Source organism: Arthrobacter sp. AK01 (assembly GCF_021109375.1).
Classification (GTDB): Bacteria; Actinomycetota; Actinomycetes; order Actinomycetales; family Micrococcaceae; genus Arthrobacter.
Map to the genome: position 1 here is coordinate 135,750 of NZ_JAJOHP010000003.1, position 16,184 is coordinate 151,933.

At 64.5% G+C, this 16,184-nt stretch carries 17 protein-coding genes; 3 read left to right on the forward strand and 14 right to left on the reverse strand.

What is annotated here, in order from left to right:
* Positions 1–2: 2 nt before the first annotated feature.
* From LN996_RS02170 to LN996_RS02180, 3 genes are all read right to left on the reverse strand, one after another.
* Positions 3–725 carry a hypothetical protein gene (locus tag LN996_RS02170; RefSeq protein WP_231338550.1) on the reverse strand — a complete coding sequence of 241 codons (723 nt, stop codon included), beginning with the start codon at positions 723–725 and terminating at the stop codon, positions 3–5.
* Positions 715–1,398, reverse strand: coding sequence for a helix-turn-helix domain-containing protein (locus tag LN996_RS02175; RefSeq protein WP_231338551.1), 684 nt, complete (start codon positions 1,396–1,398; stop codon positions 715–717). Before LN996_RS02175 ends, LN996_RS02170 begins: the two co-directional genes overlap by 11 nt.
* A 140-nt stretch (positions 1,399–1,538) precedes the next feature.
* The gene (locus LN996_RS02180) at positions 1,539–2,129 is read right to left on the reverse strand and encodes a TetR/AcrR family transcriptional regulator (RefSeq protein WP_231338552.1); all 591 of its coding nucleotides are present in this window, start codon (positions 2,127–2,129) and stop codon (positions 1,539–1,541) included.
* A 122-nt stretch (positions 2,130–2,251) separates the two neighbouring features.
* Here LN996_RS02180 and LN996_RS02185 point away from each other — a divergent pair, with 122 nt between their 5' ends.
* The 3 genes from LN996_RS02185 (at position 2,252) to LN996_RS02195 (ending at position 5,593) form a co-directional block, all read left to right on the forward strand.
* The gene (locus LN996_RS02185) at positions 2,252–4,231 is read left to right on the forward strand and encodes a primary-amine oxidase (RefSeq protein ID WP_231338553.1); all 1,980 of its coding nucleotides are present in this window, start codon (positions 2,252–2,254) and stop codon (positions 4,229–4,231) included.
* A gap of 2 nt (positions 4,232–4,233) precedes the next feature.
* Positions 4,234–4,671 (forward strand): hypothetical protein, encoded by a 438-nt coding sequence (locus tag LN996_RS02190; RefSeq protein ID WP_231338554.1) that lies wholly within the window; start codon positions 4,234–4,236, stop codon positions 4,669–4,671.
* A 109-nt stretch (positions 4,672–4,780) separates the two neighbouring features.
* Positions 4,781–5,593 carry a hypothetical protein gene (locus LN996_RS02195; protein ID WP_231338555.1) on the forward strand — a complete coding sequence of 271 codons (813 nt, stop codon included), beginning with the start codon at positions 4,781–4,783 and terminating at the stop codon, positions 5,591–5,593.
* A gap of 3 nt (positions 5,594–5,596) precedes the next feature.
* Here the strand turns inward: LN996_RS02195 and LN996_RS02200 are convergent, their stop codons facing one another.
* From LN996_RS02200 to LN996_RS02250, 11 genes are all read right to left on the reverse strand, one after another.
* Complete coding sequence (locus tag LN996_RS02200) at positions 5,597–6,493, reverse strand: sigma-70 family RNA polymerase sigma factor (RefSeq protein ID WP_231338556.1); 897 nt, start codon at positions 6,491–6,493, stop codon at positions 5,597–5,599.
* A gap of 17 nt (positions 6,494–6,510) precedes the next feature.
* A complete protein-coding gene (locus tag LN996_RS02205; RefSeq protein ID WP_231338557.1) occupies positions 6,511–6,969 on the reverse strand; it encodes a carboxymuconolactone decarboxylase family protein in 459 nt (152 codons plus the stop codon).
* Positions 6,970–7,107: 138 nt separating this feature from the next.
* Positions 7,108–8,343 (reverse strand): pyridoxal phosphate-dependent aminotransferase, encoded by a 1,236-nt coding sequence (locus LN996_RS02210; RefSeq protein WP_231338558.1) that lies wholly within the window; start codon positions 8,341–8,343, stop codon positions 7,108–7,110.
* Between the two features lie 43 nt (positions 8,344–8,386).
* The gene (locus LN996_RS02215) at positions 8,387–9,322 is read right to left on the reverse strand and encodes a PASTA domain-containing protein (protein ID WP_231338559.1); all 936 of its coding nucleotides are present in this window, start codon (positions 9,320–9,322) and stop codon (positions 8,387–8,389) included.
* A 54-nt stretch (positions 9,323–9,376) separates the two neighbouring features.
* Positions 9,377–9,853: a hypothetical protein gene (locus LN996_RS02220; RefSeq protein ID WP_231338560.1), complete on the reverse strand. Its 477-nt coding sequence runs from the start codon at positions 9,851–9,853 to the stop codon at positions 9,377–9,379.
* Positions 9,846–10,382: a phage tail protein gene (locus tag LN996_RS02225; protein WP_231338561.1), complete on the reverse strand. Its 537-nt coding sequence runs from the start codon at positions 10,380–10,382 to the stop codon at positions 9,846–9,848. Before LN996_RS02225 ends, LN996_RS02220 begins: the two co-directional genes overlap by 8 nt.
* Positions 10,375–13,023 (reverse strand): baseplate J/gp47 family protein, encoded by a 2,649-nt coding sequence (locus LN996_RS02230; RefSeq protein ID WP_231338562.1) that lies wholly within the window; start codon positions 13,021–13,023, stop codon positions 10,375–10,377. The genes LN996_RS02225 and LN996_RS02230 overlap by 8 nt, the downstream gene beginning before the upstream one ends.
* Positions 13,020–13,454 (reverse strand): GPW/gp25 family protein, encoded by a 435-nt coding sequence (locus tag LN996_RS02235; RefSeq protein ID WP_231338563.1) that lies wholly within the window; start codon positions 13,452–13,454, stop codon positions 13,020–13,022. Before LN996_RS02235 ends, LN996_RS02230 begins: the two co-directional genes overlap by 4 nt.
* Before the next feature lie 13 nt (positions 13,455–13,467).
* Positions 13,468–13,806: a hypothetical protein gene (locus LN996_RS02240; protein WP_231338564.1), complete on the reverse strand. Its 339-nt coding sequence runs from the start codon at positions 13,804–13,806 to the stop codon at positions 13,468–13,470.
* A 2-nt stretch (positions 13,807–13,808) separates the two neighbouring features.
* A complete protein-coding gene (locus tag LN996_RS02245) occupies positions 13,809–15,329 on the reverse strand; it encodes a phage baseplate assembly protein V (RefSeq protein ID WP_231338565.1) in 1,521 nt (506 codons plus the stop codon).
* A complete protein-coding gene (locus tag LN996_RS02250; protein ID WP_231338566.1) occupies positions 15,326–16,084 on the reverse strand; it encodes a hypothetical protein in 759 nt (252 codons plus the stop codon). The genes LN996_RS02245 and LN996_RS02250 overlap by 4 nt, the downstream gene beginning before the upstream one ends.
* Between the last annotated feature and the right edge of the window lie 100 nt (positions 16,085–16,184).

Below are 16,184 nucleotides of genomic sequence, written 5' to 3' on the forward strand. Positions count from 1 at the left end.
CGCTAGTTCAGCGAGATTCGCAGACGTTCTACGCCCTCGGCACCTTCAAGCACTTGTTCCATGAGTTCCGGTTCATTGGCAAGACGACCAAGCATATTTGCCAAGTGGTCCCGTTCGGCGCGCTTGTAGGTGACGCCACGAAGGTCGGAGGCCCGGACGGCAGAGGCCAAAGTGAGGAAATCGTCGATGTGTCGCTGCCGGAGGGGGTCGTTGATGATGGTCAGCGCTCCCGCTTTGCCGATGAGGCTGCCAATGATGCTGGGCCGGTTCACATGACCAGACGCTGACCCGGCTTGAACTTCGACGGTTTCGGAGCGGTCGAGCGCTTGTTGGCTGGCGGGGGCGGCAATTGTGGTCCCGCCGGTAATTCCGCGTCTCTTCTCGGCGCGTTCACCTAAATGGCGCGGGATGAGGACGTCCACCAAGGCCTCGCCGCGCTGCCATCGATGCTGGTAGCCCTCGAGGGATTCTCCGGCGGATTCGAAGCCGAGCTTCACGAGGAGCTCAGTGAAATCGTGCAGCATGGTCGGGTATGCCCGGATGTCCAGCGCCATATCGGCGTCCTTGGTGGGGCGCACGTACGGGGCGCCACGCTCGATAGCGTGGAGGAAGACGGCTTGTCCGCCGACCAGCACCCACCCCTGCGGCATCGCGTTATGGATTTCGAAGACAGCTTGCCAGGCTTCCTGCTGTTCGGTGAGCATTGCGGGAAGTTCAATGGGCATGGATACCCCTGAGGATTTCGCGTGCTGCCTGCTGTTCGCGGACACCGGGCCGTTCGGCCAAGTCTGCCGCCACCACTAGTGGGGGAAGTTCGCTGGGGACTCGCTCGGCGGCGCGGAGGATGACATTTGGTCTCTTCCCAGGATGGGGCTCGACTAGGAACCAGTCCTTGACGACGTCTCTGAGGTCATCGCGTTGCACGTAGGCTTCAACCTCTGAGTTCGCCAGCAGCCCAGAGCGCGGGTGAGAGACTCCCGAGAGGTGGATTCGTTTGTCCTCCCGAAGTTCGGCGATGTCGGACGGGCTGGAAGAGAACTCGAACTTTTCGGCGCGATTGGCCAGCCAAGCGAGAAGCTCTGGCAAGTCGGGGGAGTCCTGCAGCCGGCTGATGCGTTCTTTTAGGCGATGTTTCTCGACCGGCGAGGGGGCCAGGTGTTCAAGGAGGGAGTGCCGGGGGCTGTCGTCCCAGAAACAGGACATGAGTTGCCATGCGCTGCGTTCGGACAATGGCCGGCCGGCGGGCTTACCCGGCCGGTACTGGGCGGCGTCGGCTTCCTCAACGATCCAGCGTCCACCGACTCGTTGACCGCGTATACGTCCGGACTGGACGAGCTGCCGCGCTCGGCTCTCGTTGACGTTGAGGCGCTTCGCCAACTCGGGGATACTCAAGGCCATTTCATAATCATATCGGTATCGCTATGAATATGTAATTGGTCATTCCTGTAGAGATTACAGATTCCTAGCGATTCCGCTACCAATCTGTAAACGGTAAATCGAGCCAATGCTGACAGTAAGCACGGGTCGCTACTCGCTGTCTAAGCCACCAGCAGGGCCAGGTAGTTATCCAACTGCCCTGCCAAGTCCTGCGAAAAGTGTTCCGCTGGGGACAGTGCCGCCACGATCTGCGCGCCGAGCATCATGTTGAGCAGGTGATCGGCGACGGCGGCGTCCCCAATGGGGGTGGCGATCTCGCCGGCCGCCCGGGCTGCTGCCGTATGCGCGGTGATGGTGGTGTGCCACTGGTTCATGGACTCGCTGTGGAGGGCTGCCATATGGGCGTCGTTGAGTGCCTTCTGCCAGAACGGGATGACGAGGCGGGCTTCGTTGACGCGTTCCTCATCCAGCGGCAGGACTTCGGTGCAGAAGGCCCGGAGCGCTGCGACTCCTGAGAGTCCTTCCGTCATGGTGGCGATGCGCTGGTTGGTGCGGTTGAACACGTGCCCGAAGGCCGAGGTCAGCAGTAGGTCCTTGGTGGGGAAGTATGGTTTTAGCGCACCGTTGGCGAAGCCGGCTTCTTCGGCGATTTCCCGCATGGTGGCGCCTTCCATGCCCAGCCTCGCGATGATCCGCCAGGTTGCGTCCACCAGTTCGAGGCGTCGTTGATCGTGGTCCACAATCTTTGGCACTGTGTGGGCTCCCGGAAAAATAAATGGTGGACAGGTCTTGTGACCCATCTTACGTTTTGGTTATTCTCTACACCTATAGAAAATAAATCCTGACCATCATAGGTCCCGGACAAGAGGCAGCCATGACGCCCACAGCAACTGAGACAGTCGCCATCGAGGAAACGCAGTACAGCCTGGCAACGGGCGCCGAAATCTCCCTGGTGCAGGGAATCCTGCAGGCCGCCGGACATCTGGGCACGGAGAAGCGGATCGCCTACCTTGGCCTGGTGGATCCCTCCCGCAGCGCCACGGAGCTGGACCGCCGCTTCCGGGTCTTCCTCCACGACATTTCCGGTGGTGCTCCCACCGACGTCCTGGTCTCCGTCACCCGCAGCGAGGTCCTTTCGGCAAGGGAACTGGACACCAAAGTATCCGGCGAACTCCCTGTGCTGGAAGAGGAATTCGAGGTAGTCGAGTCGCTCCTGGCCACGGATGAGCGCTGGCTGGCTGCCCTTGCGGCCCGGGACCTGGAGGTGGAAAAAGTGCGCGTTGCTCCGCTGTCCGCCGGCTACTTTGAATATGAAGAAGAACGCGGCCGCCGCATCCTCCGTGGTCTGGCCTTTGTGCAGGACTTCCCGGAGGACAGCGCCTGGGCCCACCCCGTGGACGGACTGGTGGCCTACGTGGACGTGGTGAACAAGGAAGTCACCCAGGTCATTGACCTTGGCGTGATGCCGATCCCGGCGGAACACGGAAACTACACCGATCCGGAACTCACCGGCCCACTCCGCACCACCCAGAAGCCCATCAGCATCACCCAGCCGGAGGGACCGAGTTTCACCGTCACCGGCAACAACCACGTGGAGTGGGAAAAGTGGAGCGTGGATGTCGGCTTCGATGTCCGCGAAGGAGTTGTCCTCCACAACCTTGCCTTCCAGGATGGCGACACGAAGCGGCCCATCATCAACCGTGCCTCCATCGCAGAAATGGTGGTGCCGTACGGCGATCCCTCGCCCATCCGGTCCTGGCAGAACTACTTCGACACCGGCGAATACCTCGTGGGCCAGTACGCCAACTCCCTGGAACTGGGCTGTGACTGCCTGGGTGACATCACCTACCTCAGCCCGGTCATCAGCGACGCTTTCGGCAACCCCCGCGAAATCCGCAACGGCATCTGCATGCACGAGGAAGACTGGGGCATCCTCTCCAAGCACTCCGACCTCTGGAGCGGCATCAACTACACCCGCCGCAACCGCCGCTTGGTGATCTCCTTCTTCACCACCATTGGCAACTACGACTACGGCTTCTACTGGTACCTCTACCTGGACGGCACCATCGAGTTCGAAGCCAAGGCCACCGGCGTCGTCTTCACCAGTGCCTTCCCCGAAGGCGGCTCGGACAACATCTCCCAGCTCGCCCCCGGCCTCGGAGCCCCGTTCCACCAGCACCTCTTCAGCGCCCGCCTGGATATGGCTATTGATGGCTTCGCCAACCGCGTGGAGGAAGAAGACGTGGTGCGCCAGGCCATGGGCGAAGGCAACGAACGTGGCAACGCGTTCTCCCGCAAGCGCACGCTCCTGGCCAAGGAGTCCGACGGCGTCCGTGAAGCCGATGCCCGGGCGGGCCGGACCTGGATCATCTCCAACCCGGAGTCCCGCAACCGGCTCGGCGAACCGGTCGGCTACAAGCTCCACGCAGAAAACCAGCCCACATTGCTGGCAGACCCGGGTTCCTCCATTGCGAAGCGGGCAGCCTTCGCCACCAAGGACGTGTGGGTCACCCGTTACTCCGACGAGGAACGCTACCCCACCGGCGACTTCGTCAACCAGCACTCCGGAGGAGGAGGCCTGCCCGCGTACATTGCCCAGGACCGCGACATCGACGGCCAGGACATTGTCGTGTGGCACACTTTCGGCCTCACACACTTCCCGCGCGTGGAAGACTGGCCCATCATGCCGGTGGACACAGTTGGCTTCAAGCTGCGTCCCGAGGGCTTCTTCGACCGCAGCCCCGTCCTGGACGTGCCGGCCAACTCGTCGGGATCGAGCTGCCACAGTGGGCCCGTTGCCTCCGGTGAAGCAGCCGATGACGCGCACGGCGAAGCCTCCGGGCACTGCCACTAGACATGACAATCGTCGCAGGACGGGTCCGTTCACGCGGGCCCGTCCTCCATCCCCGCCTCTGCGCAGCGCTGACAGCCGTTTCGTGCCTGGTCCATCTCTGGCTCGCGGCCTCGGGACACCACGACGCCTGGCTGGGCATCCTCATGATCGGCCTGGCCGCCGTGTGCATCCCGTGCACTGTTCACATCTGGCGCCACAGCCGGGTCGGCGCGCTGCATCAAGTGACCATTTCAGCCCTGGCAATGGTGGGACTGCATGCTGTCCTGCTGCTGGGAGCAGGCGGTTCCGGCCACGCGCACGGCGGGGGACCGGCGTCGAACGCTGTTGCTTCATCCGGCGCCGCCGGACTGTTGCTGGTCATCGGACTGGAAATCACGACGGCGTTACTCGCCGCCACGCTGGTAGCGCGGCTTCGGCGCCGGTCGGCCGTGGCATCCTGACCCTCATTCCCGCCACCACAACCGGGGATCAACCCGTGGTGGTTGCAGCCGGACACCCCCGGATCGGGACGAACCTTGTATTTGAAACCCCCAGTGCCACAATTGACCCATGGCCGCAGCGTGGTCAATTCGCGAGGGGTTCCGCAGCGGGCCTGACCCGGATGCCCTGCGCCGTCCCTTCTTCTACGCGGCACTGGTTGTCTTCGCCGTAGTAGTCCTGGCCGAGGTGGGCATGTCGCTCCTGCTGGGCCAGGCCGCCGTCGAGCCCGTCTCCGCCGCCGACGCCAACAAACTGGGCGTTCCGCTGGAAGTCTTCCTCAAGACACAGCGCGCGGACTCTGATCCACCGGGTGCCGGGATTGGTTTTCTGGCATTCCTGGATGGGCTTGTGCTGTTCACGGTGGTGATGCTGGGGCTCAGCCTGATCATGGACCTTCGGACCTATGGGCGTGTTCAGGGCCTTGCCACCCTGATCGTGACGCTGCTGTGGGTTATCGCTGCATTCATCACGGCGATGCTGGCGTTGGCGAAACTGTTCCTCATGATCGGGCTCTTCGTGGCAGCTCCGTTTGGAACCATCGCGTACCTGGCCCTGTGGGGGAGCTTTCCCAAGGGCCAGGCCGCGGCCATTCTGGGCCTGCTGTTGCTGCTCAAGATCGTATTCGCCGTGCTGCTGATCCTCAGCCAGCCGAAGTTCCTCAAGGTCACGGGCTTGGTGGTGCTCCTGGCGGTGTCCGTGCTGCTCCAGATCATTCTGGGCGTCATTCACGGTTTCTTGCCTGGACCGCTGGTGTCCATCGGGGATCAATTCTGGGCCCTGATCACCGTGGTGGTGGCGCTGGTGTGGGCAGTGATCATGTTGATCGCCTCCATCCCGGCGATCATCAACGCCCTTCGCGTGAGTGGCTCTGCGGGGGACTAGGAACTAACGAACAAGCGAAAGCCGCGTCAGCTTGTCCGGGTTGGAAAGCTGGCGCAGCTCCCGGATGGTCCCGTCCGGTCCGCAATTGATCGTCACGATGTCTGCACGGCCGTGATGCCTGAGCACCAGGGCCGCTTCGCCGTTCACCTCGACGATTTCGGCCCGGACCGGCCGCACGGGATCGAAAACCACCGCTTTGCCGAAAATGCCCGCAAAGAAGCGTGAGATCCTTGCCGCCCCGAACAGCGGGTTCATGGCGCTCTTTACCTTGCCGCCGCCGTCGGCCCATAGGATAGCGTCCCGATCAAGCATGGCGACCACGGTCTCCAGTTCGCCCTGTTCAATGGCGTGTACCAGTTTGTCCAACGCTGCCCGGTCCTTCGCCCGGGGAGCGGGGGCTTCCGGGTCGATGTCCAGACGGCGTTCGGCGCGGGAAATCATCTGCCGCACAGCGGCGGGTGTTTTCTCCAGGATTTTCGCGATTTCCGGGGCGGACATCCCGAAGGCGCGGTGCAGCACCAAAGCTGCCCGCGCCTCCGGGGCCAATTGCTCGGCGAGGTGCAGCAAGGTCAATGACAAGAGCTCGCGGTTGGCCACCGCTTCCTCTGGGAGTGTGGCCATATCCAGCGGCTCGGGCAGCCATGGGCCAATGTAGTCTTCCCTCACTGCGGCGAGTTGGCGGACGCGATCCACGGATCGCCGGACGCACACGGTGGTCAGCCACGCGGGCCAGGAATCCACCCGGGACTCCGCTTTCCGCTCCTGCCGTACGGCGTCGATCGCAACCTCAGAGACGACGTCCTCGGCATGGCCGAAGTCGCCCAGCATCCGGTACGCGATCCCCAGCAGCCGGTTCCGTTCGCTCTGCCACGCCGCAGTGGCCGACACCCCAAGAGTCATGCTGCCAACGCTACCGCTCAGACCAGTGGGTTCTTCTCATCCAACGGCGGCTCCATCTGGGTGCTGATGGCAATCCGGTTCCAGACGTTGATGGTGGAGATGGCCAGAATGAGGCCGCCCATCTGGCCGTCGTCGAAATGGGTGGCCGCCGCGTTCCAGATTTCGTCGGTGACCGTCTCAGGGCCGAGCTGAGTCACGGCGTCCGTGAGGGCCAGTACCGCTTGCTCGCGGGCATCGAAGAACACTTTCGAATGCTGCCACGCTGCGACGGCATGCAGTTTGCGGGCCGGAATTCCGCGCTTGCCGCCGTCCGTGGCGTGCATGTCCACGCAGAAACCGCAGCCGTTCAGGATGGAGGCGCGGAGCTTGATCAGTTCATACAGATCCGGGTCGACTGACTTGCGGGCGTAGCCTTCCAGCCCGATGACGGCGGCGTAGCCGAGTTTGTTGCTGCGGCCGATGTTGATGCGGGGCATGATGTTTCCCTTCAGCGATGGAGTCTTACATCAGGGATGTCGGATCCGACGCGGGAAGTGTGACACTTTCGACCGGCCCCACCCAAGTAGGTCGCAGATCAGGGCGTTGTGAGCGCTCAAAACGGCATGTGCTGCGACTCAGTTGGGCTCGTCCGTGGGCCGGTTCCGGTACGCGGCGAGGTAGGTGGAGATGCGGCGCACCGCTTCCTCGATGTCTCCCACGTCGGGCAGGATCACGAAACGGAAATGGTCGGGCGTTGGCCAGTTGAAGGCCGTGCCGTGCGAGACCAGGATCTTCTGCTCCTGGAGGAGCTGCAGCACGAACTTCTCGTCGCTCTCGATGGGGTAGATCTCCGGGTCAAGGCGGGGAAAGAGGTACATGGCGCCGGCAGCCGGAACGCAGCTGACGCCCGGGATCGCCGTTAACAATTTCCAGGCGAGATCCCGTTGCTCGCGAAGCCGCCCACCGGGACGGATGAGGGCTTCGATGCTTTGATACCCGCCAAGGCAGGTTTGGATGGCGTGCTGCGCCGGGACGTTGGCGCATAACCGTAGTGAAGCCAGTAGTTCCAAGGACTCACGGTAGGCCGCCGTCGCTGTCAACGGCCCGGTGACGGCAACCCAGCCAGCCCGGTAGCCGGGCATGCGGTACGCCTTGGACAGCCCGCTGAATGTCAGGACGCACACGTCCTCTGCCACGGCGGCGGTGTGGATATGGGGAGCATCGACGTAGCGGATCTTTTCGTAGATCTCATCGGAGAACAGGACAAGGTCGTGTTTCCGGGCAAGGGCTGCGAACTGCTCCAGGATATGCCGCGGATACACGGCGCCCGTGGGGTTGTTCGGGTTGATGATGACAATCCCACGCGTGCGCGGGGTGATCTTCGCTTCGACGTCGGCCATATTCGGCCACCAGTTCTCGTCTTCATCACAGAGGTAGTGCACTGCCTGGCCACCGGTGAGCGTCACGGCAGCAGTCCAGAGCGGGTAGTCCGGGGCAGGGATGAGGATCTCGTCGCCGTTTTCCATGAACGCCTGCAGGGTCATGGAAATGAGCTCGCTGACGCCGTTGCCAATAAAGACGTCTTCGACGCCGATGGTCATCAGCCCGCGGGTTTGGTAGTACTGCGAGATGGCGGTGCGGGCGGAGAAGATGCCTTTCGAATCGCTGTAGCCCTGCGCGCCGCGGAGGTGGTGGATCATGTCCACCACAACAGACTCCGGCGCCTCCAAACCGAACGGCGCGGTGTCCCCAAGGTTCATCTTGAGGATGCGGTGTCCCTCAGCCTCCATGGCCTTGGCAGCCTGGAGGATGGGACCGCGGAGTTCATAGCGGACGTTCTGGAGTTTGCTGGAGTGCTGCATCGGACGCATGGTTGATCTTTTCATAGCGTCGGCCCCAGCAGGCAAAACCGTCTCACCGTTGCAGCCTCAGCACACAGGCCTGCGGATTGGTCATGCAGATGTTTGGCAGTGGATCGAAGATGGGGCTCAGCCGTGGCTCCGTCCGCACCAGGACCAACGCGTTCTGGTTGACCTTGCTGCCGACGTCAGGGTTCACGCCCACCACGATGCAGGGCCTGAAGAGCGGCTCAAAGGCGGACGAGAAACACTGGGATCCTTGCGTGAAGTCCAGTTGCAGCTTGGCGGCCTGGAAAGCCGCCCGCGCATCCTCGATGCGCTGCCCCAGCACGTCCGGCACGGTGGCCCTTACCGGCGCCGCGATTTCCAGGTTCACCGTGCTGCCGCGGCCCACTTTCTCGCCGCCGGCCGGGGTCTGGTTCACCACCGTTCCCTCCGCCTCAGTGCTCTCAGTCTGCGAAGTGGTGGCTGTGAAGCCCGCATCGGTGATGATCTTCACCGCTTCGGCCTGCGGCTTGGTTTTCACATCGGGAACGTTGGCGTCCTTGAAGATGAAGAACAGGATCAGGCCTACGACGGCCAGCAGCACCACGCCGCCGATGATCACCCACAACCATGGGAAGGGCGCCGGTGGTTTGGGTGCCTCCGCAGCGGGAACGCTCAACGTGACGACATGCGCCTGGTCCGCGTAGTCCTCCGGGGCGTCGTCGGCGGAGTACGCAATCAGCTTCACGGGGTAGCTCCCCGCTGCAGCGCCGGCGGTGTCGAAACTGACCACGTACTGCTCCGTGGCCCCGGCTGCGATGGTCCGCAGCGGGTTGGGGATGGTGGCGTACGTTGTCGACGGCGGATTGGTCACCTGCCCGGGGAACGCGCCGAGCACTACCCGCTCGGCTTCGGCGGAGCCGTTGGTGACGGACGCAGTCAGCGATCCCTTGCCATCCTTGAGGACAACGTCCGGGGAGCTCAACGTCATGGTGATGGTAGTCATGGCACAACAACTCCTGGGATGGCGGTTGATGGATTCGGCGTGCAAAGGTTCATCTCAGCCTCCGGCTTCCTGGAGTTGCAGTACGCAGGCCCCTATGGCCAGGCAAGCGATTCCCAGCTGTCCACCGGAGGTCCCGAAGGTCACGTCCACTGTCTTGCCCGGGCCGGAGTCCTGCTCGGCACGGGTGCCTTGGATGAACAATGAGACCCTCACCAGCTGTTGGGGCGCCAGCCTGGCCCGCTTGGTAGGCGGTCCGAAGGAGAACCAGCCTCCGCCGAATTCCTTCACCTCGAACACGCAGGCGCCTGTTACCACCAGCTGCGTATCGGACGCCGAACACGAGCCGCTCTGCACCGACAAGTCCGCCGCAGTGAGCTTCGCTGCCACCGCTGTACCGGAGAATCCGCCCTGCCAATCTGCGGCGGCGTCATCGTTGCCTCCGCCACAGCTGACACCGAACACCAGCACCAGGACCGCCACCACGCCACAAGCGATCACCACCATGATGGGTGTCCGGTTCTCCTTATTCACCGGTCCGCACCTCGATCTCGTCGGTTATGTGCGCCGGTTTCACGCCTTTGACGATCCTCCCGATCAGTTCCAGCTGCCCGGCTGCGTCCGCGGGGACCAGCACCTTGATGTGGAACGCGCCCGGGACGGATTCGACGTCGAAACCAGCCACTCCCGTGGCAAGGTGCAGGAACCGGGTGAGCCCGTCGACGGTTCCCCGCCGCGAGGAGAGCTGCGCTGCGGCGGCGATCAGGTCCCGCTGGCGTGTGATGGGAACCGCGCCGGAACCCCCAGCGGCACCTTCTGCCCCGGGGAGCGTCAACCAGTCAAGGTCCACCCAGCGCGACAGGAACGGAATCAACGACGCCGGTGCCCGCCCAGGATCCGGAACGGTATGGAGCCGGTCCAAGACCTGCCGGACGGGCTGGTGCATGTCCTCTGCCACGGCAAGAAGTGCCTGCATGGGGGCGCTGGTATCGGCGGCTACCTGGAACACTTCGGGGAGGACTTTGAGGAGCTTTGATGCCTGGACGTCGGAGGTGCTAGCCATGTCCGTGGACCACCTCGATCCTGTGGTCGCCGGAGCAGAACAGCCACGTATCCGGCAGCGTCACCAGATCATCCACCACCCGCCGCGTGCAGCTTTCCCAGGTGACGGCGTCGTCCTTGCTTCTGTAGACACCTTTGGGCCCGGCGGCCAGCACCAAGACCTGGCCGCCGTCCAGAACAGCGCCCGACACTGAGCGGACCGGCTCAAACCGGGTCCGGTCCCGCAACGGCAGCTTGCAGTTCACATCAGGCACACTCCATTGCGCCGACGCCTGACCAAGTTGCAACCGCAGGACGCCGCCGCTTTGCGTCGCGGCATAGGCGGCCTTGCCCATCACGTGCACGCCCCAACAGCTGCCACCGGTCCACCCGCCGCTGAACTGCTCCCAGGAGTCCATGAACGATTCGTCAAAATCCGTTCGGCCCAGTTCGTCGATCTTCAGCCGCAGGCATCCCGTCCCGGTGCCCTCCGGCACTGCGCGGCCGAGCCACACATAGCTCGCGCCGCCGTCGTACTGGACTGTCATGCAGCGGATGTCCTCGCCGGCCGCCTTCACCTGCTTGAACGTTCCGGCCGTTCCGGCGTCGGGGGAGAGCCACACACCGGCGGAGGCCTCGGCGGCCACCACCACTCCGGTCCTGCCGCGCACATCCACCAGGGCGTCGACGGCGTAGAAACCGCGGTCTGGCTGGCTCGTGTCCACCACGTTTTGCACCGGAATGGAACCCGGGCTCACGGGAAGTTCATAGAGACCCCGCTCGCCGGCCAGCAGCAACAGCGGCTCGCCTTGCCGATCCACCCAGCACAAATCGGCGACGACGAAACCCAGCTCTGCTGCCCTGCGCCAGGATTCGCCGAGGTCATCGCTGATATAAACACGGGAGCCCGTGGCCGTGACGGTGCTGACGGCCACCATTCCAGGGTGCTTCTCGGGACCGAGACGACCCGGCGCGGGCGAACGGAACGGCGCGATGGAGCGGACTGTTTCCTCTGTGTCGGCTGTGTCCCCGAACTCTGCGCAGGCTTCCCAGCCGTCGGCGGCGTTCGTGGTGCGGAACAGCGTGCTGCCCTGGGCCACGAACCATGTGTTGTCCTGGCCTTCGGCCTGCACCAGTGCTATGGCATCGGTGTCCGGAACCTTGTCCACTTCCAGCGTCACCCGGTCCACGTACTGCACCCCGGGCTCGGCTTCCTCCATGGCCCGGTACAGGTTGGAAACGCGCAAGGGCTTGCCGAACCCCGACCCGTAGCTTGAAGGATCCGGGCTCAACGGGCTGATTCCTTCAGAGAGGCGGCCTACGATCCGGGCCTTGACGGCCTCGGCATCTTCGTCAGGCCGGACAACGACCCTCGCGTCCACCAGCACCTGCTTGTAGAGCCCCCAGCGCACCACGGGTTCGGCGCCGACCGTGGAGCGCCTGCGGAGGTACTGTTCCACCTCCAGCCGTACTTCGTCGCGGGCATGGGCGACGAGTTCGGCAGCCCTGAGGGGCTTTTGTGCCGCTGTCCGGCTGCCCGCTGCCCCGCTTCCCGCTGCCCCACTTCCCGGGACGAACGGCACCAGCACGACTTCCACTTCGCCGGGTCGGGCGAACGCCCACAGCTCCTTTCGAGTGAAGGCGCGCGCACGCCCCACACCGCCGTGCCGCAGGGCCAGGACCTCGTAGTCGCGGACGGTGACAGCCCGGTCGCGGGCATGGAAATCCTGCGGGGCACGCCTCAGCGCGTTCTCCAAGGATTCGCCATCGCGGCCGCCGGTGGCCGGTTCCGGATTGGTGACCTTGGCGCCCGGAACAGGGGAGCGCAACACTGTGAGCTGGCCGGCGCCGACGTTCCCGCCAGCGCCCCCGCCGCTGCGATACCAGGCACGCACTTGGGCGCCCGGGGCAGGTACCTGGTTTTGGCCTGTCCGCCCTGTGGACTCCTCGTCCCACCACGCGAACATGGCGACGCCGGCACTCCGGTCTATCCGCACCGGCATCTCCCCGGGCCTCGCGTCGGCGAACGCCTCCACCTCCTGGCAGTACCTGAATGTCTTCCCGTCCACCAGCACCGCCTCGCCGCTGCTGAGCCTCGTCCCTGCCGGAACCTCGACGGCGATTGCCAGACCGGCGCCTGAGACGATCGGAGCGTTGGGGATCACCAGGCCCTGGCCGGGTCTGCCAGTTCCCGTACCGATAGGGATGGCGTCGTATAAGGCGACATCGGCTGCAGGGACCAGGACGGTTGTCTTGCCGGGCGCCAACGTGGCTGCCGCCGTCGTCGTAAATACAGGCTGCGGTGAACCCGGGACGCCGGGTGGGCAGCTGACCTGGGTGCCGCGCGGGATATGGATTTCCTGCTCTGTTGCTGGACCTGTGGAAGAGGCGCGGCTGAACTCCAGCATTGTCTCGGCCGTGCTGGGCGGATAAAGGGACGTGCCCAGCAGGTTCAGGTACACGGCGTAAAGCTTCTCCGGCACGCGGTTGAGCCGGTACATCAGCGTGTCCGTGAGGTAGGCGAAGGCCTCCACGATGGTGATGCCGGGGTCGTGGACGGAGAGATCGGTCCATTCCGGGGCGATCTGCTGGATGCGCTCGCGGGCACCGGCCACCAGATCCGCGAAACTGCGGTCGTCCAGGTTGGGCACGGGGATACTCATGTTGCACCTCCGGATTCCACAGGCAGGGCGATCGTGATCTGGTCCTCAAGCTGGGTGGCCCGCACACGGTATTTCAGCCTGACCTCAAGTACTTCAGGCTCCTCCGGCGACCTCGAGGCATCCAGGGAAAGGACCGTGATGCGGCGCTCCCACTGCTCTACCGCCCTTGCCACATAGTGGATGGCGAGGCCGGCCGTGGTGTCGTCGGCCGGCGCGAAGGCCAAGCGGAACAGATGACACCCGTACGTTGGACGGTTCACGCGCTCGCCGGGCCGGGTGCTCAACAGGAGGAGCAGGGCTTGCCTCACCGACGCCGCGTCCGTGACGGTAGCCAGCATGCCCGACGCCGTGAGCCTGAGCCCGGGAATGCCGGCGGTGGCGTCGAAATCCGGGTGGATGAAGGCCACCGACTTATACCGTGGGGCGCTCATGGCTGGTGCCTTTTCATGAAGTGGCTCCCACCAGCGTTTGCCCGGGCCTGCGGACGTTGTACTTGACCGCACCCGGGGGAGTTCCGTCGGTGAAGCCCTCCACCGTGTCCAGGCAGACCGCCTTGCCGCCAATCGAGATGAACGTCGAATAACCCCTGGTCACAGGCAAGGTCTTGTTGCACGGCTTGATGTTGATACCGATATGCGGGCACATGCTGATGTCCCTGCCCTGGGGATCACTGTCCACCAGAATGGGGGAATCCTTGACCCGGACCCACTCCTGGGACGGCACGTTCTCCACCTTGCCGTCGTGCCCGCAGCGCAGGATGGCTTCCTTGACGAGGATCCTCATACCTAGGCCTCCTCGAAGTCGACGGATTTGGCGCGGATCTTCATGGCCTTGCCCGGGGCCTCGAGCACCAGGTCCGTGGCCGCCGTGATCCTGAGTTTGTCCGGTCCCAGCTCTACGGAGGAGCCGTGACCGTCCGTGAAGCTGATGGTGTGGGCACCGCCGTCGAGCATGATCTGTTGACCGTCCGCGCTGCGGAAGGTGTAACGGCTCTCCCTCTCGGTGCCGATCCGGCTGTCCGGCGGCTGCTCGCTGCCATAGAGGCCGCCAAGGATGATGGCCTGAGCAGGATCTGTGGCGGGGAGGAGGACCAGGACGTTGTCCCCGGGAGCCGGCGGGACAACGAGTCCCTTGCCCGGACCTGCTCCCGCGGTCAGCACAGGGGCCCAGTTGCTTTCGAGGTCGGGATAGGCGGGGAGCCTGACCCGGGCACGGCCCCGTGACTCGGGATCATCCACATCCACGATGGTCCCCAGGGTAAAAACGTCCGGGCGACGTTCCGGTACGGAACCCGGGGGCCGGGTGGTCAGGGTGGTTTCGTAGCCGGTTCCGTCCAAGCGGTGCGAGGCGCTCGCGATCAGGTACGTTCCCTCAATGCTCGGCGCCACTCCCTTGATCCTTACCCGGCCGCCTGCCCTCAGCCGTGGGTTGCCTTCGGCGACAAAGACGGCCGTGACCTGGCCTGCGGTCTTGGTGTCCAGCTCGGCCTTGGCCAGAGCGTCGGCGAGCGCCCCTGAGTCGAGGACTTCGTTGTCCCGCCTGAGGTCGCCGCCCGCCCCTACACTTGCCAGCGCCGGATCGGCCGTGACCTGGGCTTTGGCGTCGCTGCTTGTGGTGTCGGCTTGGTGGATGGAAGCGTCGTCGCTGCGCCACCCGTTGGTCCTGGCTCCTGCATAGGCCGGCTCTTGGCTGAGTTCGATGTCGGCGGAATGAAGCGTGGCACCGAGGGTCAGCTCCAAAGGTTCGCCTTCGCCGTCGAGTCCTGTGAGCCTGAGGGCACCGTCGTGCACCACGGGGTAGGCGCCCACGCGGGCGCTTTGTTCCACGAGGAGGCTGAGGTCCGTCCGCGCGCACTGGTAGACCTGGCCGAGCCGATCACCGCCGCCCACCACGTCCAGGCCGGTGCCTTCGCAGAGTTTCCTTGCTAATCCTGCGAGATCCACGTCGTCGTGGAGCCGGGTGAATTGGCGCTTCCTCAGGCGATGCAGTGCGTCGTAGGCCCTGATCCGGATTTCCTGGCCGAGGTCTGCGCCGTAGCTGTACTCCACGACTGTCACCTCGCCCACGAAAAGCGGTGTCCGCTGGCCGCCGAGCTCTACCCTGAGGGCATCTCCCGGTGCCGGATCCACGCCTCCCCTGGCCGCGGCCGTCCGGCCGGGGCCGGGACGCCAACTGATGAGGCACTGGGCCGGGCGTGCGAGTGAGCTGAGCACCTGGACGGAAACTATCGCGGCGGTTTCGGCAGTGCTGAGCCTGCGCCGGCCGAGGGTGACGATGAGTTCGGGGAGGCCTTGCAGTTGCCTCATGGTGTATCACCCATGGGCGGAACGGCGAGTGGGCCGGTGAAATGTGCGGGATCGTCAATGTTGTTGTACTCCAGGAGCAGCTTCCAGAGCAGGGGCGTGCCGAACGCTTCCACGGACAGTCGCCCCAGCTCAGCCGGGGGTACCTCGGGAAGCAGTTCGCCGCCGTCGGGCATTAAGGCATCCCGGTCCGTGCTGCCGTCACCGGTGACGGGGAGCGTGTCCACGGGAGGCGCTGTCAGGTCGACGGCGGGAAGGCGCCGGGCGAGTTCGTAGTTCTCGCCGCCTTCCTCATCAGCTGCCTGCCCCACCCTGACGAAGACCATGCGCATCCAGGACCTGAGGGGTGATCCGTCGGGTGCGAACCGGTCGAAACGCTCCGCCACCTCCGTCACGATGCCCGGCACGTTCCAGGCGCGGCCCCACACAAACCGGACCGACGGCGGCCTGCGCTGCCTTTCGACTTCGGCGCTGTTCTCCGCGAGCGCCCAAATGGGGCGGGTCATCTGCCGAACGTCCTGGACATGCAGCGACGCCGGCGCGAGGTCGACGTCAAACAACAGATCCAGCCGCAGCTCCGTGTGTCCGCCACCGGTGAAGAGCAGGGGGTCGTCCGCCAACCCGCTGCCGCTCAGTTTGCCGCCCGCACTCCTTCGTGCCTCGACACCGGCCGACCGCTGCATCACCACGGTTTCAGGGTTGAGCAGGCAGCCAAGGTGTTCCCCGGTGTCCTCGATCAGGAAAGCGACACGTTCCATCTCAGACCGCCAAGTGTTCGTCGTGGAGGCGTGCCTGGCGGGACATCGCGTTTTCCAGGGGTGTCAGTGGGGCGGGCTGGGTGTTCGTAGTGGTGTGGGC

Bases quoted from the DNA above. Each gene is read 5' to 3' on its own strand.
- LN996_RS02230 (WP_231338562.1), bottom strand. From the start codon at position 13,023: ATGAGTATCCCCGTGCCCAACCTGGACGACCGCAGTTTCGCGGATCTG.
- LN996_RS02250 (WP_231338566.1), bottom strand. From the start codon at position 16,084: ATGGAACGTGTCGCTTTCCTGATCGAGGACACCGGGGAACACCTTGGC.
- LN996_RS02195 (WP_231338555.1), top strand. From the start codon at position 4,781: ATGGCCGCAGCGTGGTCAATTCGCGAGGGGTTCCGCAGCGGGCCTGAC.
- LN996_RS02200 (WP_231338556.1), bottom strand. From the start codon at position 6,493: ATGACTCTTGGGGTGTCGGCCACTGCGGCGTGGCAGAGCGAACGGAAC.
- LN996_RS02190 (WP_231338554.1), top strand. From the start codon at position 4,234: ATGACAATCGTCGCAGGACGGGTCCGTTCACGCGGGCCCGTCCTCCAT.
- LN996_RS02175 (WP_231338551.1), bottom strand. From the start codon at position 1,398: ATGGCCTTGAGTATCCCCGAGTTGGCGAAGCGCCTCAACGTCAACGAG.
- LN996_RS02205 (WP_231338557.1), bottom strand. From the start codon at position 6,969: ATGCCCCGCATCAACATCGGCCGCAGCAACAAACTCGGCTACGCCGCC.
- LN996_RS02235 (WP_231338563.1), bottom strand. From the start codon at position 13,454: ATGAGCGCCCCACGGTATAAGTCGGTGGCCTTCATCCACCCGGATTTC.
- LN996_RS02240 (WP_231338564.1), bottom strand. From the start codon at position 13,806: ATGAGGATCCTCGTCAAGGAAGCCATCCTGCGCTGCGGGCACGACGGC.
- LN996_RS02210 (WP_231338558.1), bottom strand. From the start codon at position 8,343: ATGCGTCCGATGCAGCACTCCAGCAAACTCCAGAACGTCCGCTATGAA.
- LN996_RS02185 (WP_231338553.1), top strand. From the start codon at position 2,252: ATGACGCCCACAGCAACTGAGACAGTCGCCATCGAGGAAACGCAGTAC.
- LN996_RS02170 (WP_231338550.1), bottom strand. From the start codon at position 725: ATGCCCATTGAACTTCCCGCAATGCTCACCGAACAGCAGGAAGCCTGG.
- LN996_RS02245 (WP_231338565.1), bottom strand. From the start codon at position 15,329: ATGAGGCAACTGCAAGGCCTCCCCGAACTCATCGTCACCCTCGGCCGG.
- LN996_RS02215 (WP_231338559.1), bottom strand. From the start codon at position 9,322: ATGACTACCATCACCATGACGTTGAGCTCCCCGGACGTTGTCCTCAAG.
- LN996_RS02225 (WP_231338561.1), bottom strand. From the start codon at position 10,382: ATGGCTAGCACCTCCGACGTCCAGGCATCAAAGCTCCTCAAAGTCCTC.